The following is a 19,873-nucleotide window of genomic DNA, read 5'->3' on the forward strand; positions in this document are numbered from 1 at the left end:
TCGCCTGCGGAAACGGCGAATCTCGATCAGACTCCACCTCGTGCTGCTCACCATGACCACCACCCACCGGCCGGCGACCGACCTCGGTCACCTGCTGCACAAGCACCCGGACCGGGCTCAGTCCTTCACGACGAGCTCGGGGGTCGCGCACGTCTTCTACCCGAAGGCGACGGACGAGGAGTGCACGGTCGCCCTCCTGCTGGAGGTCGACCCCGTCGCCCTGGTGCGAGGTCCCGGCAGCACGCTCACCCAATACGTCAACGACCGCCCGTACGCGGCCGGGTCGTTGCTCACGGTCGCGCTCGGCAGCGTCTTCCGCACCGCGATGAACGGCCGCAGCGACCGCTACCCCGAGCTGGCCAGGACCGCGATCCCGCTGGTCGTCCGCGTGCCCGCGGTGCCGCACCGGCTCGCGCAGCGGCTGTTCGCGCCGCTCGGCTGGGACGTGGCGATCACCGGGCACGGCGAGTCCCGCTACGGCGACGTCACGCTGACCGGCACCCTCAAGGTCAGCGACGCGCTCCGGCACCTCTACGTGCTGCTGCCCGTGCTCGACGGCGGCAAGCACTACTGGGTCGCGGCCGACGAGGTCGACAAGCTGCTCAAGGCGGGCGACGGCTGGCTGGCGGCGCACCCGGACAAGGAGCTGATCACCACCCGGTACCTGGCGCGCAAGCGGCCGCTGGTCGTCTCGGCCCTGGAGCGCCTCGCCGACGTCGACGAGGTCGAGCCGGAGGAGCTGGACAACGCGCTGGCCGAGCCGAAGATCTCCCTTGCCGCGCAGCGCAAGGACGCTGTCATCGGGGTCCTGAAGGACGTGCGGGCCAAGCGCGTGCTCGACCTCGGCTGCGGTGGCGGCGCGCTGCTGCGCGCCCTCGTGCAGGAGCCGGAGTTCACCGAGATCTGCGGTGTCGACGTGTCCGCGAAGGCGTTGCAGGAGGCCGCGCGCAAGCTGCGGCTGGACCGCGTGCCCGACGGCGTGCGCGAGCGGATCACGTTGCGGCAGTCGGCGCTGACGTACGCCGACGCCGCTCTGGCCGGCTACGACGCGGCGGTGCTGATGGAGGTCGTCGAGCACGTCGACCCGTCGCGCCTGCCAGCGCTGGAGCACTCGGTCTTCGTGGTCGCCAAGCCGCGAACGGTGCTGGTGACCACGCCGAACGTCGAGTACAACCCGCTGTTCGACACGCTGCCGGAGGGCCAGCCGAGGCACTCCGACCACCGTTTCGAATGGACGCGGGCGGAGTTCGCGCAGTGGGCGGGCGGTGTCGCCGCGCGCCGTGGTTACGAAGTGCGCTACTTGCCCATCGGACCGGAGGACGCCGAACGCGGCGCACCGACCCAGATGGCCGTTTTCACCTCGAAGGACGTGAACTGATGGAGCTGAAGATCCCGGACCTGTGCCTGGTGGTGCTGGTCGGCGCCTCCGGTTCGGGCAAGTCCACGTTCGCGCGCAAGCACTTCCTGCCCACGCAGGTGCTGTCGAGCGACTACTTCCGCGGTCTCGTGGCCGACGACGAGAACGACCAGTCGGCGTCCGCGGCCGCGTTCGAGGTGCTGCACCACGTCGCGGCGAAGCGCCTGGAGGCGGGCCGCGTCACGGTCGTCGACGCGACCAACGTGCAGGCGGCCGACCGCGCCCAGCTCATCGAGGTCGCGAAGAGGGCGAACGTGCTGCCGGTCGCGATCGTGCTCGACACGCCCACCGAGGTGTGCTTGCGGCGCAACGCCTCCCGGCCCGACCGCGACTTCGGCGCGCACGTCGTGAAGCGGCACCGGACGGCGTTGCGGCGGTCGTTGAAGTCCCTCGGCAAGGAGGGGTTCAAGCGCGTCCACGTGCTGCGCTCGGAGTCCGAGGTGGACAGCTCGGTCATCGTCTACGAGAAGCTGCTCAACGACCTCAGGCACGAGACCGGCCCGTTCGACGTGATCGGCGACGTGCACGGCTGCCGCGCGGAGCTGGAGGAGCTGCTGACCGAGCTGGGCTACGCGATCCAGCGCGACGAGCAGGGCCGTGCGGTCGGAGCGCTGCCGCCGGGCAACCGCAAGGCCGTCTTCGTCGGCGACCTGGTGGACCGCGGGCCGGACACGCCCGGCGTGCTGCGGCTCGTGATGGGCATGGTCGCCGCCGGCCACGCCTTGAGCGTGCGCGGAAACCACGAGGAGAAGCTGGTCCGGGCGTTGCGCGGCCACAAGGTGACGGTCCGGCACGGGCTGGAGAAGTCGCTGGAGCAGCTCGCGCACGAGACCCCCGAGTTCCGCCGCGAGGCCGAGAGGTTCTGCGACGGGCTGATCGCGCACTACGTGCTCGACGGCGGCAACCTCGTCGTCGCGCACGCCGGCCTGCCCGAGCGCTACCACGGTCGCGCGTCGGCGAAGGTGCGCAGTTTCGCCCTGTACGGCGACACGACCGGCGAGACCGACGAGTACGGGTTGCCGGTGCGCCTGCCGTGGGCCAACGACTACCGCGGCGCGGCGATGGTGCTGTACGGGCACGTCCTGGTGCCCGAGGCGGAGTGGATCAACAACACCATGTGCCTGGAGACGGGTGTGGTGTTCGGCGGGAAGCTGACGGCGTTGCGCTACCCGTCGCGCGAGATCGTGTCCGTGAAGGCGCACCAGGTCTGGTACGAGTCGGACCGCCCGCTGTTCACGCCGCCGGCCGTGCGTGAGCCGGACGTGCTCGCGCTGACCGACGTCACCGGCCTGCGCCGGATCGAGACGTCGGTGATGGGGGCCGTGACGATCCGCGCGGAGCAGTCGGCGTCGGCGCTGGAGGTGATGAGCCGGTTCGCGATCGACCCGCACGACCTGCTGTACCTGCCGCCGACGATGGCGCCGACGGCGACCTCGTCGCGCGACGACGTGCTGGAGCACCCCGCCGAGGCCTTCGCCGAGTACCTCGCGGCCGGTGTCCGCGAGGTGATCTGCGAGGAGAAGCACATGGGCTCCCGCGCGGTGTTGCTGGTGCGCAAGGAAGGCGGCGCGATCTACACGCGCACCGGCCGTGCGTTCTTCGACGGCGCGCTGGGTGACGAGCTGCTGTCGCGCGTGCGTTCGGCGTGCGCCGGCCTGTTCGACGAGCTCGCCACCGACTGGCTGCTGATCGACGCCGAGCTGATGCCGTGGAACGCCAAGGCCTCCGGGCTGATCCGCGAGCAGTACGCGGCGGTCGGGGCGGCGGCGGGCGGGGCGTTGCCGGTGGCCGTCTCGGCTCTGCGGGAGGCGGCCGGCCGGGGCGTGGACGTCGCGGACCTGCTGGCCCGCACGACCGAGCGCGCCGCGAACGCCGCGGCCTACAGCGCGGCGTACGAGCGGTACTGCTGGCCGGTCGACGGGCTGGAGGGCGTGCGGATCGCGCCGTTCCAGCTGCTGGCGGCCGAAGGGCGGACGTTCCACGACCGCTCGCACCTGTGGCACCTGGAGACGCTGGGCCGGTTGGAGGGGCCGCTGTTCCAGCGGACGCGGCACCTCGTGGTCGACACCGCCGATCCCGCCGCCGGTGTGCGGTGGTGGGAGGAGCTGACCGAGGCGGGTGGCGAGGGCATGGTCGTGAAGCCGCTCGCGAACCTCGGCGGACGGGTGCAGCCGGGCCTGAAGGTGCGCGGGCGCGAGTACCTGCGGATCATCTACGGCCCGGACTACACGATGCCGGAGAACCTCTCGCGGCTGCGCAAGCGTTCCCTGGGCCGCAAGCGCGGGCTGGCCCTGCGCGAGTACGCCCTGGGCATCGAGGCCCTGGAACGCGTCGCGCGCGGCGAACCGCTGTGGCGCGTGCACGAGTGCGTTTTCGGTGTGCTGGCGTTGGAGTCGGAAGCGGTGGACCCCAGGCTGTGATCCTCGAAGCGGTGATCGGGTCGCACGCCTACGGGCTGGCGACGGAAGAGTCCGATGTGGACAGGCGAGGGGTGTTCGTCGCGCCCACCGAGGCGTTCTGGCGGTTCGAGAAGCCGCCGACGTCGGTCGAGGGCCCCTCGCCGGAGCAGCTCAGCTGGGAGGTCGAGCACTTCTGCCGGCTGGGCCTCAAGTCGAACCCGACGGTGCTCGAAACGCTGGTGAGCCCGTTGGTGGAGGTCATCACACCGCTGGGAGAGGAGCTGCGGGAGCTGCTGCCCGCGTTCCTCTCCCGGTACGCGGTGCGGGCGTTCTCGCGTGCGACCGAGATGCAACTGTCGCGCGCGGGCCGCAACCTCAAGCCGAAGCAGCTCATGCACGTCGTCCGGCTCCGGCTGGTGGGCCTGCACCTGCTGCGCACCGGCCGCTACGAGATCGCGGCGGACCGGTCGCTGCTGAAGATCCGCGACGGGTCGACGCCCTGGGACGACGCGGTCGCGTGGGCCCACCGGCTCGGCGACGAGATCGCCGCCGCGGAGGGCCCGCTGCCGGAGGAACCGGACCGGGCCCGCGTCGAGGACTGGCTGGTGTCGGTGCGCAGGAGGTCGTTGTGAGCTACGAGGTCCCGGACCTGACCGCGGTCGTGGCCGAGCAGTCCCACGACCTGCTGTTCGCCACCGTGTCGGGCGCGCACCTGTACGGCTTCCCGTCCCGCGACTCGGACGTGGACCTGCGCGGTGTGCACGTCCTGCCCCTCGCCGAGGTCCTCGGCCTCGACCACGGCCCGGAGACGGAGGAGCGGACGTGGGTGCGCGACGGGGTGGAGATCGACCTCGTCACCCACGACGTGCGCAAGTTCTGCAGGCTGCTCACCCGCCCCAACGGCTACGTGCTCGAACAACTGCTCTCACCCCTGGTCGTGCACACCACCGACGGCCACCGGAGGCTGGCCGCCCTGGCCGCCGGCTGCGTGACCTCCCGGCACGGGCACCACTACCGGGGCTTCGCGGCGACGCAGTGGCGGCTGTTCGAGCGGACCGGCGAGATCAAGCCGCTGCTCTACACGTTCCGCGCGCTGCTGACCGGGGTGCACCTGCTGCGCACCGGGGAGGTGGTCGCACACCTGCCGACGCTGCTGGAGGAGCTCGACGGCCCGGACTACCTGCCGGGCCTCGTGGAGGCCAAGGTCCTCGGCGAGCACCGGGCCCTCGCCGACGTCGGGGGACGGCCCGCTCCCGAACGGGTGGAGGCGGACCTCGCGCACTGGCGGGAGGAGCTGCGGGTCGCGCGGGAGACGAGCGACCTGCCCGAGCACCCGCCCGCGTTCGAGGAGGTGCACGAGTTCGTGGTCGCGACCCGGCTGGGTTAGTTCGTCGGCTGGGGACAGCGCGTCGGCTGAGGCAGCTCACAGGCCGGGGCAACTCACCGGCCGGGACAGCTCGTCGATCGGGCCAGCCCACCGGGCCGGGAGCAACTCATCGATGGGGCCAGCCCATCGGCCAGCCACCTCACGGACCGGACCAGCCACCGATCGGGGCAGCTCACGAGGCCGGAGGCAGTTCGCAATCGGGCCAGCTCACCGATCGAGCCAGCCCACCAGCCGGACCAGCCCACCAGCCGGACCAACCCACCTGCCGGGCTAGTCCTTCTTCTTCGGCCCCACGTCGGCGGCCTTCTCCTGCACCGGCTCGTCGAACGACGCCGGCAGCCGCTTCAGGTGCTTGTTCATCGACTTGACGAGGAAGAACACCGCGATGAAGAAGACGATCAGCAGGACGAGGCCGACCGGGGAGGACTTGCCGAAGTCCTCGCCCTGGCCGCCCTTGTCGTTGTTCGTGTTCGACGGCTGCACGGCGACGAAGGCCACCGTGCTGCCGAGGGAGAAGTCTGGGGAGAGCACCCCTAGACCTTAACTCCGGCGAACAGGTCGTTCTCCGGCAGCGTCGAGTCGACCAGGGAGCGCACGAGCTCGTACTCCTCGGTCGGCCAGATGTCTCGCTGCATGTCCATCGGGATCGCGAACCAGCGGCTCGTCGGGTCGATCTGGGTGGCGTGGGCCTTGAGGGCTTCGTCGCGGACGTCGAAGTAGTCGGCGCACTCCACCCTGGTGGTGACGCGGTCCATCACGTCCGGGCGCTGCGGGTCCCAGTTCGCGAGCCACTCGGTGTACGGCGACTCCAGGCCCCGTGCCTCCATCGCCTCGTGGAAGGCCAGCAGCTTCTTCCGCGAGAAGCCGTGCGAGTAGTAGACCTTCTGGGTCTCCCAGGGCTCGCCCAGCGACGGCTCGTAGGCCGGGTCGGCCGCGGCGTCCAGGGCCGCCATCGAGATCTCGTGCGTGCGGATGTGGTCCGGGTGCGGGTAGCCGCCGTTCTCGTCGTAGGTGACGACGACGTGCGGGCGGAACTCGCGGATGACCTCGACCAGCGAGGGCACCGACTCCTCCAGCGGCACCAGGGCGAAGCAGCCCTCGGGCAGCGGGGGCAGCGGGTCGCCCTCCGGCAGGCCGGAGTCCTTAAAACCGAGCCAGCGGTGCTGGATGCCGAGGATCTTGGCCGCGCGGGCCATCTCCTCCCGGCGGATCTCGATGATGTTCTCGAGCACGTCCGGCCTGTCCATCGCCGGGTTCAGAATGCTGCCCGCACCACCGTCGGTGCAGGTCACGACCATCACGTCGTGCCCTTCCGCGATGTAGCGGGCCATCGTGGCCGCGCCCTTGCTCGACTCGTCGTCGGGATGTGCGTGCACTGCCATAAGGCGCAGCTTGTCGGCCATGACCCCCGTGGTCCTCCTGTGTGAAAGGTCCTGCGACACTCATCAACTGAACGTCGGGCACCATTGTTCCCCAGCAAGTGAGGAGGCGCGGGAAAGTGTCACAACGCGCGCTCCCCGAGGGCCGGTACTCCAGCGCCGCGCGCAAGCCGCTCGGCAGGTGGGTGCGCTGGGTGTTACTCGCCGTAGCCGTGGCGGTAGGCGCCGTCATCGCCTTCGTCGGTTACCGAAATCTCGGCACAAAGCCGATCGAGGCGAAGCAGACCGCGTTCACCATCCTCGGCGACGACCGCGTAGAGGTCAGTTTCGAGGTTTCCCGAGATCAACCCGAACGAGCGGCGGTGTGCGTCATTCGCGCCCGGTCCAAGGACGGGGACGAAGCGGGCCGCCGTGAAGTTCTGGTGCCGCCGGGGAATTCCGTCGTCGTCGAGACAACCGTTCTCCGCACCTCGAAGCCGCCGGTCACCGGCGAGGTCTTCGGGTGCTCCTACCAGGTTCCCCCCTACTTGTCCACGAGCTAGCGGCCAAGCGGGTGATCTGCGGTTTAAGCGGCGAGATGGGGAACAAATCGCCGTCGCTGAACGTTGTCCACGTGTTACTATTGCAGCTCAAGCACGGCCCCGGCGCGGGCCGTGTTTTTCCGTTCCGGGCCCCCGGCCCGGGAACTATCTGGGGCACACGTGTGCGCCAGAGCAAGACGAGGAGTTGGTGACCGTGAGCGACACCCAGGTGACCTGGCTGACCCAGGAGGCCTACGACCGGCTCAAGGCTGAGCTGGACGAACTCATCGCGTACCGCCCGGTCATGGCTGCCGAGATCAACGCCCGTCGCGAGGAGGGCGACCTCCGCGAGAACGGCGGCTACCACGCGGCTCGCGAGGAGCAGGGCAAGCAGGAGGCGCGGATTCGCCAGCTGCACGAGCTGCTCCAGGCCGCCAAGGTCGGCGAGGCCCCCACCACCAAGGGTGTTGCGGCGCCGGGCACGGTGCTCACGATCCGTTACGAAGGTGACGACGAGACGGAGACCTTCCTGCTCGCGACCCGCGAAGAGGGCGCGCACGGCGAGATGGAGGTCTACTCCCCGTCCTCGCCGCTCGGCAAGGCTCTGAACGGCGCGAAGGACGGCGAGACCGTCGAGTACGAGCTGCCCAACGGCAAGCTCCAGAAGGTCACGCTGATCAAGGCCGTGCCCTACGCCGGGTAGTCACGCAGACGCTGCGGAGGGCCGGTCACCTCGGTGACCGGCCCTTCACGCGTTCCAGGAGCGGGCGCACCCGCGGCGGCACCGGCGTCGACAACGCGATCGAGGTCGAGAGCCTGCGCACGTGCGGCACGTCCACCACCTCGTCGACCACGCGCTGCAGGTCCGCGTTCGACCTGGCGACCATCCGCACGAAGAGATCGCCCTGACCGGTCGTCGCGTGCACCTCGCACACCTCGCTGATCGCGGCCAGGCCCTCGCACACCTCCGCCCGCCGCCCCTGCGCGATCTCCACGACCGCGAACGCCGTCAGGCCGTAGCCCATCGCGCCGAGGTCCAGCGCCGGCGGGAACCCCGTGAGCACACCCCGCTCGACCAGCCTGTCCAGCCTGGCCTGCACCGTTCCGCGGGCGACCCCCAGCCGCCGGGAGCATTCGAGGACACCGAGGCGCGGCTCGTCGGTCAAGAGCAGCAGCAGCCTGGCGTCCAGCTCGTCCACGGGCTGGTCAGAGTGCTCACCCTGTCGATCAGAAGGCATAGATCACTGTACAAAAAGTGCAGCAAAATCGCTGACTATTGCTCACCCTGTTGGGTCGAATCATGCTGTGGAGCATGACTCAGCAGCTTGACGACGTGAGCTACGACCAGCTCCGGCAGCTCGTGGGGTTGGTCGACTACGACGCGACCAAGGACCCCTTCCCCGTGCGCGCCATGGACGCCGTGGTGTTCGTCGCGGGCAACGCCACCCAGACCGCGTGGCTGTACCAGGTGGCGTTCGGCATGGAGCTCGTGGCCTACGCGGGCCCCGAGACCGGCCAGCGCACCCACAAGTCGTTCGTGCTGAAGTCGGGCTCGGCCCGCTTCGTGATCCACGGCGGTGTCTCGCCCAGCTCCGAGCTCCTCGACCACCACCGCCGCCACGGCGACGGCGTCGTGGACCTGGCGCTCGAGGTCGGCGACGTCGACCAGTGCATCGCGCACGCCCGCGAGCAGGGCGCGACCGTGCTGGAGGAGCCGCACGACGTGTCCGACGAGCACGGCACCGTGCGCCTCGCGGCGATCGCGACCTACGGCGAGACCCGCCACACGCTCGTCGACCGCTCCAAGTACACCGGTCCCTACCTGCCCGGCTACGTCGCGAAGACGTCGACGGTCAAGCGGCCGGAGGGCGCTCCGAAGCGCCTCTTCCAGGCCGTGGACCACTGCGTCGGCAACGTCGAGCTCGGCAAGATGGACTACTGGGTCGAGTGGTACAACCGCGTCATGGGCTTCGTGAACATGGCGGAGTTCATCGGCGACGACATCGCCACGGACTACTCCGCGCTGATGTCGAAGGTCGTCTCCAACGGCAACCACCGGGTCAAGTTCCCGCTGAACGAGCCGGCGATCGCGAAGAAGAAGTCGCAGATCGACGAGTACCTGGAGTTCTACGAGGGCGCGGGCGTCCAGCACATCGCGCTGGCGACCAACGACATCATCAAGACCGTCACGGCCATGCGCGACGCGGGCGTCGAGTTCCTCGAGACTCCGGACTCCTACTACGACGACCCGGAGCTGCGGGCCCGGATCGGCGAGGTCCGCGTGCCGATCGAGGTGCTCAAGGAGCACCGGATCCTGGTCGACCGCGACGAGGACGGCTACCTGCTGCAGATCTTCACCAAGCCGATCGGCGACCGCCCGACCGTCTTCTACGAGCTGATCGAGCGGCACGGCTCGCTGGGCTTCGGCAAGGGCAACTTCAAGGCGCTCTTCGAGGCGATCGAGCGCGAGCAGGAACGCCGCGGCAACCTCTGATGCCGTTCCCCCGGTAGGCTGCCTCACAGGGGACACACATCGTGGGGAGGTGGCATGGCACTCGCACGACGCGTGGCCGCGGTGGTTCCGCTGGTCGGAGCCGTGACCACGGCTGCGGCCCTGACCGGCGCGGCGTTCTTGACCGTGGCGCACGCGGGCTGTGACGAGGCCGGCCGCTTCGTCCGCACCGGCCAGTCGATCGAGTTCGTCGGAGGCTGCGTCAACGGCGCCGACCTCCCGGCGGCGCCGGCGGCCGAGGTCGAGGACGTCGACAGGTTCGGCGGCTCCAAGAAACCGTGACGTCCTGACAAAGCGAAACGCGGGGGCCCCGCGTTACCCATGAGGTAACGCAGGGCCCCCGCGTTCCCTGAAAAGCTCAGCCGAGGGCTTCGAGCAGGTCGGCTACCAGGTCGTCGCCGGACTCGATGCCCACCGACACGCGCACCAGGTCGGCCGGCACCTCCAGCATCGACCCGGCCGTGGAGGCGTGCGTCATCCTGCCGGGGTGCTCGATCAGCGACTCGACGCCGCCCAGCGACTCGGCCAGCGTGAAGAGCTTCGTGCGCGCGCAGACCTCCAGCGCCGCCTCCTCGCCACCTTCGACGAGGAACGACACCATGCCGCCGAACCGGCGCATCTGCTTGGCCGCGACGGCGTGGCCGGGGTGCGACTCCAGGCCGGGGTAGATGACCTTCTTGACGCGCGGGTGCCGCGTCAGGGCCTCCGCCACGAGCTCGGCGTTGTCGGAGTGCTTCTCCATCCGCAGCTCGAGGGTCTTGATGCCGCGCAGCGTCAGGTACGCGTCGAACGGGCCGGGCACCGCACCCGCGCCGTTCTGCAGGAACCCGAACGCCGCGTCCAGCTCCTCGTCGGAGGTGACCAGGGCACCGCCCACGACGTCGGAGTGGCCGCCGACGTACTTGGTGGTCGAGTGCAGCACCACGTCCGCACCCAGCTCCAGCGGCGTCTGCAGCGCGGGCGAGGCGAACGTGTTGTCGACGACCAGCTTCGCGCCGGCACCGTGCGCCACCTCGGCGATGGCCGCGATGTCGCCGATGTTCAGCAGCGGGTTGGTCGGGGTCTCGATCCACACCAGCTTGGTCTCCTGGCGCACCGCGGCGCGGATGGCGTCCACGTCCGAGACCGGGGCCGGCGAGTGGGTGACGCCCCACTGCGAGAAGACCTTGTCGATCAGCCGGAACGTGCCGCCGTACGCGTCGTTCGGGATGACGATGTGGTCGCCGGGCTTGAGGAACGCGCGCAGCGCCGCGTCGGTCGCACCCATGCCGGAGGAGAACGCCCGGCCGAAGCGGCCGCGTTCGAGCGACGCGAGGCACGTCTCCAGGGCGCGGCGGGTCGGGTTGCCGGTGCGCGAGTACTCGAAGCCCTCACGCAGCCCGCCGACGCCGTCCTGGGCGTACGTGGACGTCGCGTAGATGGGCACGTTCACCGCACCCGTGGTCGGGTCCGGGTCCTGACCGGCGTGGATCGCCCTGGTGGCGAAGCCGTATGGGGTGCTCATGTTCGAAGGGTACTCACCCATCTGGCCGTCGACGGCAGTAGTCCAAGCAGTGAACTCCCGGACGAGGGCACGAGCTGGACCAGCAGGAGCAGAACCGGCGGCGACACCCGGCGCGCGACCGGGCCCGGGAACGGGCCAGCCCCCGGCCACTGGGAAGTGACCGGGGGCTGGTGGTGCTGCTGGGGGTTTACCACCCCTGCTGCTGGCCGCCGTAACCCTGCTGCGGGGGCTGGCCGTAGCCGCCCGGCTGCTGCTGCGGGTAGCCGCCGGTGCCCGGCTGCTGCGGGTAGCCACCGGTGCCACCGCCGTAGGGCGAGGCGGTCTCCGGGGCGTTGACCACGATGGACTTCATGATCTTGTCGGCCCAGGTCTGCTTCTTCGGCTCCCACAGCGGGGCGAAGAAGCCCGCGTAGCACGGCAGGGCGTCGACGACGTGGCACAGCTGGCGCACGAACGTCGTACCACCGCCGAGCGGCTGGCCGGTCTCCTCGGAGATCAGCTTGATCTTCGCGACCTTCTTGCCGATCGACTGGCCGGTCTGGCCCTGCTTGATGACCGTGTTCCAGATGATGAAGGCGAAGTTGGCCACGTAGACCAGGATGCCCAGGAACATGATGCCCGGGGCGTCGGCGCCGACCGCGATCGCGACGATGATGTAGTACAGGATCACCGTGACGACGGTCGGGGCCGCGATGTCGATCAGGTAGCCGACGAAGCGCGAACCCCATTCCGCGTAGCCCGTGGGGGGCGGCGGCGCCATGCCGTAGGCGGGCTGGCCGTAGCCGGGCTGACCGTACGGCTGCTGCTGCGGCTGGCCGTACGGGCTCGACTGCGGCGCGCCGTACGGCTGCTGCGGCTGACCGTAGGGCTGCTGCTGCGGCTGGCCGTACGGGTTGGACTGCGGCGCACCGTAGGGCTGCTGCTGCGGCTGCCCGTACGGGTTCGACTGCGGAGCGCCGTACTGGGGCGGCTGGGCGGGGAACCCGCCGGAGCCGGGGCCCTGCGCCGGGAAGCCACCCGAACCGGGGGCGGCCGAGGGCGGCACCTGCCCGGGGCTGACGACCTGGGTGGCGTCCGCGTTCTGCTGCGGTGCGGCAGGAGCCTGACCAGGCGAGACGACCTGCGTCGCGTCCGGGTTCGGGTTCGCCGAGGACGGCTGCCCACCTCCCGGGACGATCTGCGTGGCGTCCGCGTTGGGCTGCTCCTGGTGCGGCTGACCGCCGAACTGGTTTCCTGGCGGCTGCGGAGCGTTCATCCGGTTTCCAACCCCCTTGGCTGGGCCGTGTACGAGTGAGACTGATGATCTGGGGCGTCACGCTATCGGACGCACGGGCTTCTACGCTCAGCGACCAGCCAAGAACCCCAGAATGTCCTGCCGGGTGACGACGCCGGCGGGCTTGCCGTCCTCCAGCACGAGGGCCGCGTCGGCGTTCGAGAGCGCGTTCATCGCGATGCCGACCGGCTCACCCGCGCCGAGCGTGGGCAGCGGCGGCGACATGTGCTTGTCCAGGCGGTCCGAGAGCTGGGCCTTGCCGGTGAACAGCGCGTCGAGCAGGTCGCGCTCGTTGACCGCGCCGGCGACCTCGGCGGCCATGACGGGCGGTTCGGCGTTGACGACCGGCATCTGCGAGACGCCGAACTCGCGCAGGATCGCGACCGCGTCACCGACGGTCTCGTTCGGGTGAGCGTGCACCAGGTCGGGCAGCATGCCGCCCTTGCGGCGCAGCACGTCGCCGACGGTCGCGCCGGTCGAGTCCGGCGGGAGGAAGCCGTAGGAGGCCATCCAGCGGTCGTTGAAGACCTTGGACAGGTAGCCGCGGCCACCGTCGGGGAGGATCACCACCACGACGGCGTCCTCCGGCAGGTCCTTCGCGACGCGCAGCGCCGCGGCGGCCGCCATGCCGCACGAGCCGCCGACGAGCAGGCCCTCCTCGCGGGCGAGGCGGCGGGTGATGTCGAACGAGTCGGCGTCGGAGACCTCGACGATCCGGTCGGCGATGGTCTTGTCGTAGGCCTCCGGCCAGAAGTCCTCGCCGACGCCCTCGACCAGGTAGGGGCGGCCGGTGCCGCCGGAGTAGACCGAGCCCTCGGGGTCCGCGCCGATGACCTGCACGGCGCCCTCCGAGACCTCCTTGAGGTAGCGGCCGGTGCCGGAGATCGTGCCGCCGGTGCCGACGCCCGCGACGAAGTGCGTGATCCGGCCCCCGGTCTGGCGCCAGATCTCGGGACCGGTCTGGTGGTAGTGGCTCGCCGGGTTCTCCGGGTTGGAGTACTGGTCGGGCTTCCACGCGCCGGGGATCTCGCGGACGAGCCGGTCCGAGACGTTGTAGTAGGAGTCCGGGTGCTCGGGCGCGACGGCGGTCGGGCACACCACGACCTCGGCGCCGTAGGCCTTCAGGACGTTGCGCTTGTCCTCGCTGACCTTGTCCGGGCAGACGAAGACGCACTTGTAGCCCTTGCGCTGGGCGACCAGCGCGAGTCCGACCCCGGTGTTGCCGGAGGTGGGTTCCACGATCGTGCCGCCGGGCCGCAGCTCACCGGAGCGCTCGGCGGCCTCGACCATCCGCAGCGCGATGCGGTCCTTCACGCTGCCGCCGGGGTTGAGGTACTCGACCTTGGCCAGCACCGTGGCCTTGATCCCCGTCGTCAGGGAGTTGAGCTTGACCAGCGGCGTGTTGCCGACCAGATCGACGACGTGCTCGACGTACTCCACCGGTATCTACTCCCTGCTCCCACTCTCCGAGATGGCGGGACGAAGCGTAGCTCTAGTGACCGCGGAGGCTGGTTCGAACGGCGAAGCCGACGATTCCGGGGGAGGGCGGTGGTGCGGATGACGGTGCTGCGGACGCTGCGGGCGGTGGCGATGACCGCCGCGACGCTCGGGGGGCTCTCGGGCGCGCTGGCCGGGCTGCTGAACGAGCAGGGCAGACGTGCCCGGACGGCCATCGGCGTGCTGGAACACCTCTGGCCCGCGCCCGACGGCGTGTACTTCGACGACGGTGGCGACCCGGTGCGGCTCGCCGTGCTCGGCGACTCGATGGCGGTGGGCGTCGGTGTGACACATCCCTCGCAGATGCCGGGCGTGTTGCTGGCCCAGGCGCTGGCCGAGGAGGCTGCCCGGCCGGTGCGGCTCTCGACGTACGCGATCAGCGGCTCGACCACGCGCGACCTGGTGCCGCAGGTCGACGCCGCCGTGCGGGACGCGCCGCAGGTGGCGCTGATCATCATCGGCGCGAACGACGTGACGTCGCGGATCGGCGTCCGCGAGTCCGCGTCGTTGCTGGGGCGGCAGGTGCGCAGGCTGCGGTCCGCCGGCTGCGGTGTCGTCGTGGGCACGTGTCCCGACCTCGGGATCGTGCGGCCGATCCCGCAGCCGCTGCGGTGGGTCGGCCGCCGCTGGAGCCTGCGGCTCGCGGCCGGCCAGACCGCGGCGGTGGAGCGCGCGGGCGGGGTGCCGGTGTCGCTGGCGAACCTGCTGGCGCCGGAGTTCACGGCCCGGCACGCCGACATGTTCAGCTCGGACCGCTTCCACCCGAGCGCCGTCGGCTACGAGGCCGCCGCCGGCGTGCTGCTGGCGCCGTTGTGCCAGGTGGCGGGGCTGTGGCCGGCGTGGGCCGCGCCCTCGTCGCCGCTGCGGTCGGCGGCGGCGCGCGCGATGCAGCGGTCCAGGACGCCCGCGTGGCTGAGAAGACGGCACGTCTGAGTTCCGGAATTCTCGTCACCAGCGCTGGCCGGGGTGAGCGGGCGTTAACTACGCTCGGCGGAGACCTTGACTCTCGACGAGGAGTTCCGTGATGCCTGAGGCCGTGATCGTCTCCGCTGCCCGCTCCCCCATCGGCCGCGCGCACAAGGGCTCGCTGAAGGACGCGCGACCCGACGACCTGGCGGCGCAGATGGTCCGAGCAGCGCTCGACAAGGTTCCGCAGCTCGACCCCGCGCAGATCGACGACCTGATGCTCGGCTGCGGCCTGCCCGGCGGTGAGCAGGGCTTCAACATGGCGCGCGTCGTCGCCGTGCTGCTCGGGCAGGACTCGCTGCCCGGCACGACCGTCACCCGGTACTGCGCTTCCTCCCTGCAGACCACGCGCATGGCCCTGCACGCCATCAAGGCGGGCGAGGGCGACGTGTTCATCTCCGCCGGCGTCGAGACCGTGTCGCGGTTCGCCAAGGGCAGCTCCGACTCGTGGCCCGACACCCACAACCCGCTGTTCGCCGACGCCGAGGAGCGCACGGTCTCGGTCGCCCAGTCGGGTGCCTCGGAGTGGGTGGACCCGCGGTCGCTCGACGTCCTGCCGGACATCTACGTCCCGATGGGCCAGACCGCCGAGAACCTGGCCCTGCTCAAGGGCGTCTCGCGGCAGGAGATGGACGAGTTCGGCGTCCGCTCGCAGAACCTCGCCGAGAAGGCCATCGCCGACGGCTTCTGGGCGCGCGAGATCACCCCCGTGACGCTGCCCGACGGCACCGTGGTCTCGTCCGACGACGGCCCGCGCGCCGGGGTCACCTACGAGGCCGTGTCCCAGCTCAAGCCGGTCTTCCGCCCGGACGGCCGCGTCAACGCCGGCAACTGCTGCCCGCTGAACGACGGCGCGGCGGCCCTGGTGGTCATGTCCGACACCAAGGCCCGCGAGCTCGGCATCACGCCGCTCGCCCGGATCGTCTCGACGGGCGTCTCCGGCCTGTCACCGGAGATCATGGGCCTCGGCCCGGTCGAGGCCTCGAAGCGCGCGCTCGCGCTGGCCGGCCTGTCCATCTCCGACATCGACCTCGTCGAGATCAACGAAGCCTTCGCCGCGCAGGTGATCCCGTCCTACCAGGACCTCGGAATCGACCTGGACCGGTTGAACGTGAACGGTGGCGCCATCGCCGTCGGCCACCCGTTCGGCATGACCGGCGCGCGCATCACCACCACTCTGATCAATTCCCTGCAGTTCCACGACAAGCAGTTCGGTCTCGAGACCATGTGCGTCGGTGGCGGTCAGGGCATGGCGATGGTGATCGAGCGCCTCAGCTGAGGTCCGCTTTCAAGATCTGCAATTTGCGGCTTGCAAGTAGCGCCGTTTCACCCGAACGGAGCTACTTGCCTGCCCCCTTTCTGCCGATGAGACAAAGCGTCGCTCAAACGCGTCATCAGGCGAGGGGAGTTCGTCCCTACCGATGAGCAAGGAGGGCCGGACATGCCGTACGTGTGGTGGCAAAGCGGATACGACCAGCAATGCCACGCTTTCTCCCGCGACCAGGCCGATGGTTCGCGGAGCTTTTACGAGGCGGTCTGCGAACACTCGGTGCCCGGCGACCGGGTGTCACGCGCCCAGGCGGGCGCTCTCTGCACCAACTGCCTGATCAAGGTGGGCACCGAGCTGCCCGACCTGCGCTGGCGGGCTTAGGGCCTGCACATCCCGATCGAGCCCGGTGCGTGATCTACGCGCACCACCCCTGCGAACGCGCGAAGGGCGCCCCGCCGAAGCGAAGCGCCCTCCTGAGCCACCCGGACGTCAGTCCGAGTTGAAGTACGACAGCAGGCGCAGGATCTCGGTGTACAGCCACACCAGGGTGACCGTGAGACCGAACGCGATCTGCCACGCGAACTTGGCCGGCACACCGGCGCGGATCGCCTGGTCGGCGGCGTCGAAGTCGATCAGGAAGCTGAACGCCGCGAGACCGATGCAGACGAGGCTGAAGATGATCGCGAGCGTGCCGCCCGAGCGGAGGCCGAGGCCGCCCTCGGTGAAGAAGCTCATGATCAGGTTGAACAGCATCAGCACGGCGACGCCGATGATGGCGCCGGTGATCCACTTGGTGAACTTCGGCGTGACGCGGATCGCGCCCGTCTTGTAGACCACGAGCATGCCGGCGAAGACGCCGATCGTGCCGATGATCGCCTGGCCGATGACCACGACGCCCTGACCGGGGTTGCCGGTCCACCGGTCGATCATGGCACCGATGATGCCGCTGAACGCGCCGAGGAAGATGCCTTCGACGGCGGCGTAGGCGATGACGAGCGGCGGGCTGGGCATGCGCTTGAACGTGATGACGAGCGCGAGCACCAAGCCGATGATCGCGGCCGGGAACAGCAGGAACCACGCCTGCATGAGGTACGTCACGACGGCCGTCGCGGCCACCACTGCCAGCGTGATGCCGGTCTTGGTGACGACGTCGTCGATCGTCATGGGCCGCTCGCTGGTCAGCGGCGGCGGAGCCTGCTGGTAGCCGGCCTGTTCGGGCTGGCCGAAACCTGCGTAGCCTCCGTACCCGCCGCCGGTCGGCAGGTTACGGAAAGCCGGGTTGCTGCTGGAGCGCACCTGGTCCTCCTGGGGCGTTGCTTTACGCCGTCACGGGGTACAACGAGCACGCTGGGTGCCATGTTCCCCGTCGGTAAAGGCGACTTTACCCCCGACGACGATCACGCGTGCGCAAATACCGCGCCAACTCCAAAGCGTGATCACACTGCGGCGTGTCGCCGCGTGTCCCGGGCAAACTCGGTAACCCGCGTCACATTTCGGTCACGTTCACACGTTTGGTAGCGGAAGACTTCCCCCTCGTGGCGGCTTGTCCCCGGTGTGGGGGACCGCCAAGCTCGCACGCGGGTTTGCCACAGGTCAGAGGGGATCAAGATCCAAAATGGGCTGGAAACGTCTTGCCGCCGTGGCGGCGGTCTCGGGGCTCGCGCTCCTGACCGCGCCCGCGACGGCGACAGCGGTAGGCGTCAAGGGCATCGGCCACAACGCGTCAGGGCTCCAGCCCAACGCCACGGCGGGTAGCGAGTGGCACGGGTCGTACGTCTGGCAGGAGAAGCACGTGTGGTGCGTGCAGTACGCACTGCCGGCGCCGGACAGCACGGTCGGCTACCAGGAGGGCGCCGAGCTGCTCACCAAGGCCGGCAAGTCCCTCACGCCGGACGTCGCGGCCAACATCTCCTACCTCCTGCTGCGCTACTCCACGACGAAGTCGCCGGACGAGGCCGCGGCACTGGCGCACCTGCTGCACAGCTGGACCTCCGTGCCGGACGGGGCGGTCCGCCTCGACACGACCGACCCCAAGTACCTCGCCTACGACGAGGCGTTCTACGCGGCACGGCTGCCGAAGCAGGTCATGGACACCGCCGCGCGCATGAAGGCCGACGCCGAGGCCAACCGCGGCCCGTGGAAGCTCAGCGCCACCGCCCCGAAGGAGCCGCTGATCATCGGCACCGAGTCCACCTGGACCGCGGCGCTGGTCAAGGCCAACGGCCAGGGCGTGCCGAAGGCGTCGATCAGCTTCACGCTGACCGACGCGAAGCTCGCCGACGGCAGCACCTCCGGCAAGGCCACCACCGGCGCCGACGGCGCCCCGGCGGCGGTCAAGGTCGTCCCGACCGGCCCGAAGCCCTCGATCGCGGTCACCGCGGACTCCCCCGCCGACCGGCCGGTCGTGCACCAGCCGATCCAGACCGAGAACATGCAGCGGATGGTCACCACCGGTGGCGAGAAGAAGCTCGACGCCGCCGCGAACGCCCAGGCCAGGACCGCGCCCGGCGCGGTGAGGATCACGAAGATCGACTCCGAGACGAAGAAGTCCATCGCGGGCGTCGCGCTGCGCGTCACGGCGAAGGACCAGACGAGCCCCGCGCTCAAGCAGGACGACTCCCTGCTCGTCGGCACGGACGGCAAGCCGCTGGTGCTGCAGACCGGCGCCGACGGCACGGTCGAGGTGCCTGGCCTGCGCACGCCGCAGGAGATCTGCCTCGTCGAGGCGGCCGCGCCGAAGGGGTACGAGGAGTTCTTCGACCCGAAGGCGCCGCCATCCGCGTGCGGCACGGTGGCCGCGGGCCAGACCCTCGCGCTCGAGCTGGTGAACAAACCGAACAAGCCCGTCGTGCCCAGCACGATCCCCGCCGGCACCGAGGGCAGGACACCGGTCGCGACCGCCTCGTTCGACACGCAGCTCCGTCCGGGCCTGATGCTCGCGGTGGGTGGACTGGTGCTGCTCGGTGCGGCGCTGGCAGGCTTCCTGGTGTGGCGCAGGCAGTGAGTTCCCGGGCTTTCCTGACCGGCGTGCTGGTGGTGGGCGTCGCCGCCACCAGCGTGCTGGTCACCTCCTCCGAGACCGAGGTCGTCGCGGGACGCGCGATCGCGGACGAGATCCCCGTGGTCGGGCCGGGACCGGTCGCCGACAGCCTCAGCACCGGCCGCGGCCCCGACCTCACCGGGCTGGCCGGCGGGGCGAACACGAACAACGCCAAGCCGCCGGCTCCCCCGGCACCGCAGCAGCAACAGCAACAGCAGCCCGCGCCGCCCAAGGCGGGCCCCGGCTCCGTGCGGCTGCCCTCCGGTGGCACGGCCACGCTGGTGCGCCGCGAGGTCGAGAACGGCGTGCTGCCCGTGCCCGACGGCATCGGCGAGGCGACCTGGTGGGGCACGGAGCTCGCCGGCACCGAGGGGGCGACGGTCCTCGCCGGGCACGTCGACTGGAAGGGTGCCAAGGGCCCGTTCGCGGAGCTGTGGCAGGCGCAGAACGGCCGCGAGGTCGTGATCGCCGACAGCGCGGGCAAGGAGTTCCGGTTCCGCATCAAGCAGATCGAGACCGTGCGCAAGGAGCAGCTACCGGCCCGCGCCGTCGAGTTCTTCGGCCCGCGCGGCCCGCGCCGGCTGGTGCTGGTGACGTGCGGCGGCACGTGGATCGGCGGGCAGCAGGGTTATGAGGCGAACAGAGTGGTGATCGCCGAACCCATCGGGTGACCAGTTGCGCGCTCCGCGCAACCCCTTCGGGTGACAA

20 protein-coding genes are annotated in these 19,873 nt (G+C 70.3%); 13 read left to right on the forward strand and 7 right to left on the reverse strand.

The features are described from left to right. Window positions 1-40: 40 nt before the first annotated feature. The 4 genes from BMW88_RS06675 to BMW88_RS06690 are packed head-to-tail and all read left to right on the forward strand — an operon-like array spanning window position 41 to window position 5,203. Complete coding sequence (locus BMW88_RS06675) at window positions 41-1,378, forward strand: 3' terminal RNA ribose 2'-O-methyltransferase Hen1 (protein WP_089949725.1); 1,338 nt, start codon at window positions 41-43, stop codon at window positions 1,376-1,378. Further along, the gene (locus BMW88_RS06680; protein ID WP_089949726.1) at window positions 1,378-3,837 is read left to right on the forward strand and encodes a polynucleotide kinase-phosphatase; all 2,460 of its coding nucleotides are present in this window, start codon (window positions 1,378-1,380) and stop codon (window positions 3,835-3,837) included. Before BMW88_RS06675 ends, BMW88_RS06680 begins: the two co-directional genes overlap by 1 nt. Beyond that, window positions 3,834-4,448, forward strand: a complete 615-nt coding sequence (locus tag BMW88_RS06685) for a nucleotidyltransferase domain-containing protein (protein WP_089949727.1) — start codon at window positions 3,834-3,836, stop codon at window positions 4,446-4,448. Before BMW88_RS06680 ends, BMW88_RS06685 begins: the two co-directional genes overlap by 4 nt. Then, the gene (locus BMW88_RS06690; protein ID WP_218147999.1) at window positions 4,445-5,203 is read left to right on the forward strand and encodes a nucleotidyltransferase domain-containing protein; all 759 of its coding nucleotides are present in this window, start codon (window positions 4,445-4,447) and stop codon (window positions 5,201-5,203) included. Before BMW88_RS06685 ends, BMW88_RS06690 begins: the two co-directional genes overlap by 4 nt. Before the next feature lie 270 nt (window positions 5,204-5,473). Here BMW88_RS06690 and BMW88_RS06695 read toward each other — a convergent pair whose 3' ends face one another. Together BMW88_RS06695 and mca are read right to left on the reverse strand one after the other, a co-directional pair. Continuing rightward, window positions 5,474-5,701: a hypothetical protein gene (locus BMW88_RS06695; protein WP_089950222.1), complete on the reverse strand. Its 228-nt coding sequence runs from the start codon at window positions 5,699-5,701 to the stop codon at window positions 5,474-5,476. 35 nt (window positions 5,702-5,736) lie between these two features. Continuing rightward, on the reverse strand, window positions 5,737-6,606 hold the full coding sequence (gene mca, locus BMW88_RS06700; protein WP_089949728.1) for a mycothiol conjugate amidase Mca: 870 nt from the start codon (window positions 6,604-6,606) through the stop codon (window positions 5,737-5,739). A 95-nt stretch (window positions 6,607-6,701) separates the two neighbouring features. Between mca and BMW88_RS06705 the strand changes: the two genes are divergently transcribed. Together BMW88_RS06705 and greA are read left to right on the forward strand one after the other, a co-directional pair. Continuing rightward, entirely contained in the window at window positions 6,702-7,124 is a 423-nt protein-coding gene (locus tag BMW88_RS06705) for a DUF4307 domain-containing protein (RefSeq protein WP_245777606.1), read from the forward strand. Window positions 7,125-7,308: 184 nt separating this feature from the next. Next, entirely contained in the window at window positions 7,309-7,806 is a 498-nt protein-coding gene (gene greA / locus BMW88_RS06710) for a transcription elongation factor GreA (RefSeq protein ID WP_089949729.1), read from the forward strand. Window positions 7,807-7,831: 25 nt separating this feature from the next. On the opposite strand, the gene BMW88_RS06715 is transcribed toward greA, so the two are convergent. Then, window positions 7,832-8,341, reverse strand: coding sequence for an Lrp/AsnC family transcriptional regulator (locus BMW88_RS06715; RefSeq protein ID WP_089949730.1), 510 nt, complete (start codon window positions 8,339-8,341; stop codon window positions 7,832-7,834). Window positions 8,342-8,415: 74 nt separating this feature from the next. On the opposite strand from BMW88_RS06715, the gene hppD reads away from it, so the two are divergent. Continuing rightward, window positions 8,416-9,597: a 4-hydroxyphenylpyruvate dioxygenase gene (gene hppD, locus BMW88_RS06720; protein WP_177220978.1), complete on the forward strand. Its 1,182-nt coding sequence runs from the start codon at window positions 8,416-8,418 to the stop codon at window positions 9,595-9,597. 54 nt (window positions 9,598-9,651) lie between these two features. After that, window positions 9,652-9,897, forward strand: coding sequence for a hypothetical protein (locus tag BMW88_RS06725; protein ID WP_089949732.1), 246 nt, complete (start codon window positions 9,652-9,654; stop codon window positions 9,895-9,897). Window positions 9,898-9,973: 76 nt separating this feature from the next. Here the strand turns inward: BMW88_RS06725 and BMW88_RS06730 are convergent, their stop codons facing one another. From BMW88_RS06730 to BMW88_RS06740, 3 genes are all read right to left on the reverse strand, one after another. Then, complete coding sequence (locus BMW88_RS06730; protein ID WP_218148000.1) at window positions 9,974-11,119, reverse strand: cystathionine gamma-synthase; 1,146 nt, start codon at window positions 11,117-11,119, stop codon at window positions 9,974-9,976. 187 nt (window positions 11,120-11,306) lie between these two features. Then, the gene (locus BMW88_RS06735) at window positions 11,307-12,374 is read right to left on the reverse strand and encodes an RDD family protein (protein WP_089949734.1); all 1,068 of its coding nucleotides are present in this window, start codon (window positions 12,372-12,374) and stop codon (window positions 11,307-11,309) included. 87 nt (window positions 12,375-12,461) lie between these two features. Then, window positions 12,462-13,832 (reverse strand): cystathionine beta-synthase, encoded by a 1,371-nt coding sequence (locus tag BMW88_RS06740; RefSeq protein WP_089949735.1) that lies wholly within the window; start codon window positions 13,830-13,832, stop codon window positions 12,462-12,464. A gap of 117 nt (window positions 13,833-13,949) precedes the next feature. Here BMW88_RS06740 and BMW88_RS06745 point away from each other — a divergent pair, with 117 nt between their 5' ends. From BMW88_RS06745 to BMW88_RS06755, 3 genes are all read left to right on the forward strand, one after another. Then, window positions 13,950-14,822 (forward strand): SGNH/GDSL hydrolase family protein, encoded by an 873-nt coding sequence (locus BMW88_RS06745; protein ID WP_089950224.1) that lies wholly within the window; start codon window positions 13,950-13,952, stop codon window positions 14,820-14,822. Between the two features lie 91 nt (window positions 14,823-14,913). Then, the gene (locus tag BMW88_RS06750) at window positions 14,914-16,134 is read left to right on the forward strand and encodes an acetyl-CoA C-acetyltransferase (protein ID WP_089949736.1); all 1,221 of its coding nucleotides are present in this window, start codon (window positions 14,914-14,916) and stop codon (window positions 16,132-16,134) included. 162 nt (window positions 16,135-16,296) lie between these two features. Then, window positions 16,297-16,506 carry a hypothetical protein gene (locus BMW88_RS06755; protein ID WP_089949737.1) on the forward strand — a complete coding sequence of 70 codons (210 nt, stop codon included), beginning with the start codon at window positions 16,297-16,299 and terminating at the stop codon, window positions 16,504-16,506. Window positions 16,507-16,614: 108 nt separating this feature from the next. Here the strand turns inward: BMW88_RS06755 and BMW88_RS06760 are convergent, their stop codons facing one another. Continuing rightward, window positions 16,615-17,421, reverse strand: a complete 807-nt coding sequence (locus BMW88_RS06760; protein ID WP_089949738.1) for a Bax inhibitor-1/YccA family protein — start codon at window positions 17,419-17,421, stop codon at window positions 16,615-16,617. A gap of 319 nt (window positions 17,422-17,740) precedes the next feature. On the opposite strand from BMW88_RS06760, the gene BMW88_RS06765 reads away from it, so the two are divergent. Then, window positions 17,741-19,129, forward strand: a complete 1,389-nt coding sequence (locus tag BMW88_RS06765; protein ID WP_089949739.1) for an MSCRAMM family protein — start codon at window positions 17,741-17,743, stop codon at window positions 19,127-19,129. Continuing rightward, the gene (locus BMW88_RS06770) at window positions 19,126-19,836 is read left to right on the forward strand and encodes a class F sortase (RefSeq protein ID WP_177220979.1); all 711 of its coding nucleotides are present in this window, start codon (window positions 19,126-19,128) and stop codon (window positions 19,834-19,836) included. The genes BMW88_RS06765 and BMW88_RS06770 overlap by 4 nt, the downstream gene beginning before the upstream one ends. The last annotated feature ends 37 nt before the right edge of the window (window positions 19,837-19,873 follow it).

It is taken from the genome of Lentzea xinjiangensis, assembly GCF_900110955.1.
GTDB lineage: Bacteria > Actinomycetota > Actinomycetes > Mycobacteriales > Pseudonocardiaceae > Lentzea > Lentzea xinjiangensis.

What these genes read in the sequence shown, in the direction of transcription:
- mca (WP_089949728.1), bottom strand. Translation starts at nt 6,606, where the DNA reads ATGGCCGACAAGCTGCGCCTTATGGCAGTGCACGCACATCCCGACGAC.
- BMW88_RS06765 (WP_089949739.1), top strand. Translation starts at nt 17,741, where the DNA reads ATGGGCTGGAAACGTCTTGCCGCCGTGGCGGCGGTCTCGGGGCTCGCG.
- BMW88_RS06715 (WP_089949730.1), bottom strand. Translation starts at nt 8,341, where the DNA reads ATGCCTTCTGATCGACAGGGTGAGCACTCTGACCAGCCCGTGGACGAG.
- BMW88_RS06730 (WP_218148000.1), bottom strand. Translation starts at nt 11,119, where the DNA reads ATGAGCACCCCATACGGCTTCGCCACCAGGGCGATCCACGCCGGTCAG.
- BMW88_RS06680 (WP_089949726.1), top strand. Translation starts at nt 1,378, where the DNA reads ATGGAGCTGAAGATCCCGGACCTGTGCCTGGTGGTGCTGGTCGGCGCC.
- BMW88_RS06750 (WP_089949736.1), top strand. Translation starts at nt 14,914, where the DNA reads ATGCCTGAGGCCGTGATCGTCTCCGCTGCCCGCTCCCCCATCGGCCGC.
- BMW88_RS06745 (WP_089950224.1), top strand. Translation starts at nt 13,950, where the DNA reads ATGACGGTGCTGCGGACGCTGCGGGCGGTGGCGATGACCGCCGCGACG.
- BMW88_RS06755 (WP_089949737.1), top strand. Translation starts at nt 16,297, where the DNA reads ATGCCGTACGTGTGGTGGCAAAGCGGATACGACCAGCAATGCCACGCT.
- hppD (WP_177220978.1), top strand. Translation starts at nt 8,416, where the DNA reads ATGACTCAGCAGCTTGACGACGTGAGCTACGACCAGCTCCGGCAGCTC.
- BMW88_RS06725 (WP_089949732.1), top strand. Translation starts at nt 9,652, where the DNA reads ATGGCACTCGCACGACGCGTGGCCGCGGTGGTTCCGCTGGTCGGAGCC.
- BMW88_RS06735 (WP_089949734.1), bottom strand. Translation starts at nt 12,374, where the DNA reads ATGAACGCTCCGCAGCCGCCAGGAAACCAGTTCGGCGGTCAGCCGCAC.